Origin of the sequence: Rhodosalinus sp. (assembly GCF_041685465.1) — a bacterium.
Lineage (GTDB): Bacteria > Pseudomonadota > Alphaproteobacteria > Rhodobacterales > Rhodobacteraceae > Rhodosalinus.
This window is the reverse complement of sequence record NZ_JAWLFS010000206.1, coordinates 1-5473: the sequence shown is the minus strand read 5'-3', so window position 1 is coordinate 5473 and position 5473 is coordinate 1. Positions and strand designations below refer to the sequence as shown.

The 5473-nt window shown below is 70.8% G+C and carries 6 protein-coding genes; 2 read left to right on the top strand and 4 right to left on the bottom strand.

What is annotated here, in order from left to right; translation table 11 throughout:
- A partial coding sequence (locus tag ACESL7_RS12460; protein ID WP_372893640.1) for a DUF1810 domain-containing protein occupies nt 1–355 on the bottom strand: 355 nt, incomplete at its 3' end.
- On the bottom strand, nt 348–1565 hold the full coding sequence (locus tag ACESL7_RS12455) for an argininosuccinate synthase (RefSeq protein WP_372893639.1): 1218 nt from the start codon (nt 1563–1565) through the stop codon (nt 348–350). The genes ACESL7_RS12460 and ACESL7_RS12455, both read right to left, overlap by 8 nt.
- Nucleotides 1566–1667: 102 nt before the next feature.
- On the opposite strand from ACESL7_RS12455, the gene ilvA reads away from it, so the two are divergent.
- Nucleotides 1668–2897 carry a threonine ammonia-lyase IlvA gene (ilvA, locus tag ACESL7_RS12450; protein ID WP_372893638.1) on the top strand — a complete coding sequence of 410 codons (1230 nt, stop codon included), beginning with the start codon at nt 1668–1670 and terminating at the stop codon, nt 2895–2897.
- Between the two features lie 9 nt (nt 2898–2906).
- Here ilvA and ACESL7_RS12445 read toward each other — a convergent pair whose 3' ends face one another.
- Nucleotides 2907–3197: an Hpt domain-containing protein gene (locus ACESL7_RS12445; protein ID WP_372893637.1), complete on the bottom strand. Its 291-nt coding sequence runs from the start codon at nt 3195–3197 to the stop codon at nt 2907–2909.
- 183 nt (nt 3198–3380) lie between these two features.
- Here ACESL7_RS12445 and ACESL7_RS12440 point away from each other — a divergent pair, with 183 nt between their 5' ends.
- Nucleotides 3381–4640, top strand: coding sequence for a PP2C family protein-serine/threonine phosphatase (locus ACESL7_RS12440; RefSeq protein WP_372893636.1), 1260 nt, complete (start codon nt 3381–3383; stop codon nt 4638–4640).
- Between the two features lie 122 nt (nt 4641–4762).
- Here ACESL7_RS12440 and ACESL7_RS12435 read toward each other — a convergent pair.
- The coding region (locus ACESL7_RS12435; protein WP_411289495.1) for a MutS-related protein at nt 4763–5473 on the bottom strand (711 nt) is incomplete at its 5' end.

Here is a 5473-nt window from a genome sequence, read left to right as displayed (position 1 = left end):
CCTCGGCGAAAACCGGCGGCGCGCCGGGGACCGCTTCGAAGAGCGTCATGGAGGAGCGGAGCTTCAGCGCGTCCACCTCGCCCAGAACGTCTTCGGGTGCGGTGCCCGCGTGCGCGAGCATGAGGCGTGCGGCCTCCTCGAGGCGCGGGCCGAGCACGGGGTGGGCAAGGTAAAGGGCAGCCTCCTCGACCCCCGTGAGGCCGAAATGCCGGGCGCGCGGCGATCGGCCGAGGTGTTCGAGCTGTGGGAAGACCCACCAGATCCAGTGGCTTGTCTTTCGGCCCGCGCGGAGCTCGGCGCGGACCTGGTCCCAGACGGGATCCTGCGCCGCGACGAACTCGGAAAGGTCAGCCAAGCCGCCGCTTGCGTGCCGCCAGGAGCTTCAGCCGCAGCGCGTTGAGCTGGATGAAACCGGCGGCGTCTTTCTGGTCGTAGGCGCCGGCGTCGTCCTCGAAGGTGACATGCGCCTCGGAGTAGAGCGAATGATCGGACCAGCGGCCGACGGTGCGCGCCGATCCCTTGTAGAGTTTGAGCCGGACGGTGCCGGTGACATGCTCCTGGCTCGTGTCGATGGCGGCCTGCAGCATCTCGCGCTCGGGCGAGAACCAGAAGCCGTTGTAGATCAGCTCGGCGTAGCGCGGCATCAGTTCGTCCTTGAGGTGCGCGGCGCCGCGGTCCAGCGTGATCTGCTCGATCCCCCTGTGCGCCTCCAGCAGGAGCGTGCCGCCCGGCGTCTCGTAGATGCCGCGCGACTTCATGCCGACGAAGCGTCCTTCGACGAGGTCGAGCCGACCGCAGCCGTGCTTGCCGCCGAGCGCGTTGAGCTTCGTCAGCAGATCGGCGGGCGAGAGGCGTTCGCCGTCGATGGAGACCGCGTCGCCCTTCTCGAAGCCGATCTCGACGTAGTCGGGCTGATCGGGGGCGGCCTCGGGGTCGGTGGTGCGCTGGTAGACGTAGTCGGGCGCCTCCTCCGCCGGGTCCTCCAGCACCTTGCCTTCGGAGGAGGTGTGGAGAAGGTTCGCGTCCACGCTGAAGGGCGCCTCGCCGCGCTTGTCCCTCGCGATGGGGATCTGGTGCTTCTCGGCGAAGTCGATCAGCTTTGTCCGGCTGGTCAGGTCCCACTCGCGCCACGGCGCGATCACCTTGATCTCGGGGTCGAGCGCGTAGGCCGAAAGCTCGAAGCGCACCTGGTCGTTGCCCTTTCCGGTCGCGCCGTGTGCCACGGCGTCGGCGCCTTCCGCGGCCGCGATCTCGACCAGCCGCTTGGAGATGAGCGGCCGCGCGATCGAGGTGCCCAGCAGGTAGAGCCCTTCGTAGACGGCGTTCGCCCGGAACATCGGGAACACGAAGTCGCGCACGAATTCCTCGCGCAGATCCTCGATATAGATGGCGGAGGCGCCCATCATCTCGGCCTTCGCGCGGGCGGGCTCCAGCTCTTCACCTTGGCCCAGATCGGCGGTGAAGGTCACCACCTCGCAGCCGTATTCCGCCTGCAGCCACTTCAGGATGATCGAGGTGTCGAGTCCGCCGGAATAGGCCAGCACGACTTTCTTGGGCGCGTTCATCGTCGTTCTCCTGCGGAAACCGCCGCGCGGATAGCGGGTTTGGCCTGCCCCCGCAAGGCGCACGGGCTTGCGCCGTCGCGCGCGGCGGGGCATGGCGGGCGCATGACCGAGTTCCGCGACGCCGTCCGGGCCGCCGAGGCCGCCATGCGCGAGGTGTTCGAGCCCACGCCGCTCACCCGCAACGTCCACCTGTCCGAACGCTTCGGCGCCGAGATCTGGCTCAAGCGCGAGGATCTGTCGCCGGTGCGCTCCTACAAGCTGCGCGGCGCCTTCAACGCGATGCGCAAGCGGCTCGAGGGGGGGCGGCGCTTCGCCTGCGCGAGCGCGGGCAACCACGCGCAGGGCGTGGCCTACATGTGCCGGCATTTCGGGGCCGAGGGCGTGATCTTCATGCCGGTGACCACGCCGCAGCAGAAGATCCAGAAGACGCGGATGTTCGGCGGCGACGCGGTCGAGGTGCGGCTCGTCGGCGACTACGTCGACGATACGCTGCGCGCGGCCGAGGCGCATTGCCGCGAGACGGGGGCGCAGTTCCTGTCGCCCTTCGACGATCCGGACGTGATCGAGGGGCAGGCGACGGTCTCCGCCGAGATCGAGGCGCAGCTCGGAGCGGCGCCCGACCGGCTCGTGATGGCGGTGGGGGGTGGCGGCCTCTCGTCCGGGGCGCGCGGCTGGTTCGGGCCGGAGCTTGCGATGACATTGGTGGAACCGCAGGGGGCGCGCAGCCTTTGCGCGGCGCTCGCCGCGGGGGAGCCCGTCCGGCTCGAGACGGTCGACACCTTCGTGGACGGCGCGGCGGTGGCGATGGTGGGCGCGCATCCCTTCGCCCGGCTCTCCGGGGAGGATCCCGGCTCGGTGCTCGGCGTGCCGGAGGACCGGGTCTGCGCCACGATCCTCGAGATGCTGAACGTCGAGGGCATGGTCCTTGAGCCGGCGGGCGCGCTCTCGGTGGACGTGCTGCCCGATATCGCGGAGGCGATCCGGGGCAAGCGGGTGGTCTGCGTCACCTCGGGCGGCAATTTCGACTTCGAGCGCCTGCCGGAGGTGAAGGAACGCGCGCAGCGGTATGGAGGGGTGAAGAAGTACTTCATCCTCCGGATGCCGCAGCGTCCCGGCGCGCTGCGCGATTTTCTCAACTTCCTCGGGCCGGACGACGACATCGCGCGCTTCGAGTACCTCAAGAAGTCCGCGCGCAACTTCGGCTCGGTGCTCATCGGGATCGAGACTGTGGATCCCGCGAACTTCGATCGGCTCTTCGCCCGGCTCGAGGCCGCCGGCATGGCCTATCAGGACATCACCGACGACGAGATCCTTGCGCAGTTCCTCATCTGACCGCGCGTTTCAAGCGGCGAGGCGCCGCGGCAGTTCCGCACGGAAGCAAGCCGCCGACTCCTCGAAACAGCGGCGCAGCGTGGCAGCGTCGGCGCCGGCCGCGCAGCGCCCGGCGAGCGCGGTGAAGCCGAGGTTGAGTGCGCTGCCCTTCAGGAAGTGAAGCTCCTCCGCCGCGTCGTCCAGCGCTTCGAGCCTGTCGAGCGCGCCGCGCACCTCCTCGATGAAGAGGGTGGCGACCTCCTCGAAATCGGCGTTGCCCACCTCCTCGTGCAGTTCCCTTACGCGGGTCCAGTCGATCATCGGAACCTCCCGAGGTCTTGGCCCCCGCGGCAGGCAATGCCAGCCGGGCGTGAAGAGATTCTTACCGGCGGCGCCGCGATGCGGGCGGGGTACGCACAATTCGCGCCTTAACCTTGGCTTCAGACAGGCTGGTGCAGCCTCGACGGGTGGCAGGCGTCCCCTGCCCCGTCGGAGGTATCCTGCATGCCCGCGCCCCTTCGCCGATCCGGACCCGAACCCGCCGCGCCCGCGCGTCCGGCGGATGCGCCGCGCGACGTCCTGATCGTCGGGGAGAGCCGCGTGCAGCGGCGGCTCCTGTCGAAGCTCGTGGTACGCGCCGGCTACCGCGTGGCGGAGGCGTCCTCGGCCGAGGCGGCGCTTACCCTCTGTCGGCAGGCACCGCCGGATCTGGTGGTCAGCGACTGGCTCATGCCCGGCCTCGACGGGCTGGCGCTCTGCCGCGCGCTGCGCGACCTGGCCACGGGGCGCTACATCTATTTCATCCTGATGACCTCGCGCAGCGAGAAGGCCGAGGTGGCGCAGGGCATCGACGGCGGCGCCGACGACCTGCTGACGAAACCCGTGGATCCGGCCGAGCTGCGCGCGCGCCTCGCCGCCGGGGAGCGCATCCTGCGCATGGAGCGCGCGCTCGGCGACACGCTGGCGGAGCTGCGCGCGGCGCAGGCCGCGCTCGACGCCGACCTGGAGCAGGCGCGCAAGATCCAGCGTTCGCTGGTGCCTGAGCGCACGCACCGGTTCGGCGCCTCGGAGGTCAATCTTCTCTTTCAGCCCTGCGGGCAGGTGGGCGGCGACCTGGTCGGCGCGTTCAGTCCCGGCCAAGGGATGCTCGGGCTCTACGCGATCGATGTCTCGGGGCACGGGATCACCTCCGCGCTGATGGCGGCGCGGGTCAGCGGTTACCTTTCGGGCGAGTTTCTCGACCAGAACCTCGCCGTCCGGCGCCGGTTCGAGCGGTTCTTCGCGCTCCGTCCCCCGGCGGAGGTGGCATGCCTCCTCAACGACCGGCTCGCCGCCGACAAGGGTGTGGAGGAGTATTTCACCATGGCCTACGCGACGATCGACCTGCGGTCCGGCCGTGTGCGGCTGGTGCAGGCGGGCCACCCCCATCCCCTGATCCTGCGCGCGCAGGGCGGCTGCGAGTTTCTCGGTGATGGCGGGCTGCCGGTCGGCCTCGTCCCCGGCGCCAGCTTCGAGGAGGTCGAGACACGGCTCGCCCCCGGCGACCGATTGCTGCTGCACTCCGACGGCTTCACCGAGGCGCAGTTGCCCGGCGGCGGGATGCTCGGCGAGGCGGGGCTGCGCCGCCTCGCCGAGCGGGTGGCGCCGACCGGGAGCGGTCGGGATTTCCTCGACGATCTGCTCTGGGAGCTGCGCCGCGCGATGGGGGCCGGCGTCGCGGCGGAGGACGACCTCTCGGCGGCGCTGCTGGACTACCGGGGATGAGCAGGCCGGTTTCCCTTGCGCGCAGGTGGCGGAAGGCGCCCATCGAGTCGCCCCTTGCCCGGACTTTCGCACGGGCCTGTACCGTCCGCGCGACCCCGGGCGAGCCGTGGCGCGCGGCGGGGTCAGCCCTGCGCGAGGGTCTTGAGCTCGTAGAGCAGCTCCAGCGCCTCGCGCGGGGTCAGTTCGTCGGGATGCAGCGCCGCGATCCGTTCCTCCACCGGCGAGGGGCCCGCGGGCGTGGCCGGGGCGGCCGGCGGCGCCGCGGCGAAGAGCGGCAGATCGTCGATCAGCGCCCTGGGCCGCGCGCCGCTCTCGCGTTCGCCCGCCTCCAGCGCCTCCAGCACGGCGCGCGCCCGCTCCACCACGGCGGCCGGCAGCCCGGCAAGCTGCGCGACCTGCACGCCGTAGGAGCGATCCGCCGCCCCCGGGCGCACCTCGTGCAGGAAGATCACCTCGCCCTGCCACTCCTTCACCGCCACGGTCGCATTGCGCACCCCGTCGAGGCGGGAGGCGAGCGCGGTCAACTCGTGGTAATGCGTGGCGAAGAGCGCGCGGCAACGGTTCACCTCGTGCAGCTGCTCCATCACCGCCCAGGCGATGGACAGCCCGTCGTAGGTCGCCGTGCCGCGGCCGATCTCGTCGAGGATCACCAGCGCGCGCTCGTCCGCCTGATTGAGGATCGCCGCCGTCTCGACCATTTCCACCATGAAGGTCGAGCGCCCCCGCGCCAGATCGTCGGAGGCGCCCACGCGGCTGAAAAGCTGGCTGACGAGGCCGATCCGCGCCGCTTCGGCGGGCACGAAGGCGCCGATCTGGGCGAGCAGCGCGATCAG

Excerpts from the sequence above, each read along its gene's own strand:
- ilvA (WP_372893638.1), top strand. The coding sequence starts at position 1,668 with ATGACCGAGTTCCGCGACGCCGTCCGGGCCGCCGAGGCCGCCATGCGC.
- ACESL7_RS12440 (WP_372893636.1), top strand. The coding sequence starts at position 3,381 with ATGCCCGCGCCCCTTCGCCGATCCGGACCCGAACCCGCCGCGCCCGCG.
- ACESL7_RS12445 (WP_372893637.1), bottom strand. The coding sequence starts at position 3,197 with ATGATCGACTGGACCCGCGTAAGGGAACTGCACGAGGAGGTGGGCAAC.
- ACESL7_RS12455 (WP_372893639.1), bottom strand. The coding sequence starts at position 1,565 with ATGAACGCGCCCAAGAAAGTCGTGCTGGCCTATTCCGGCGGACTCGAC.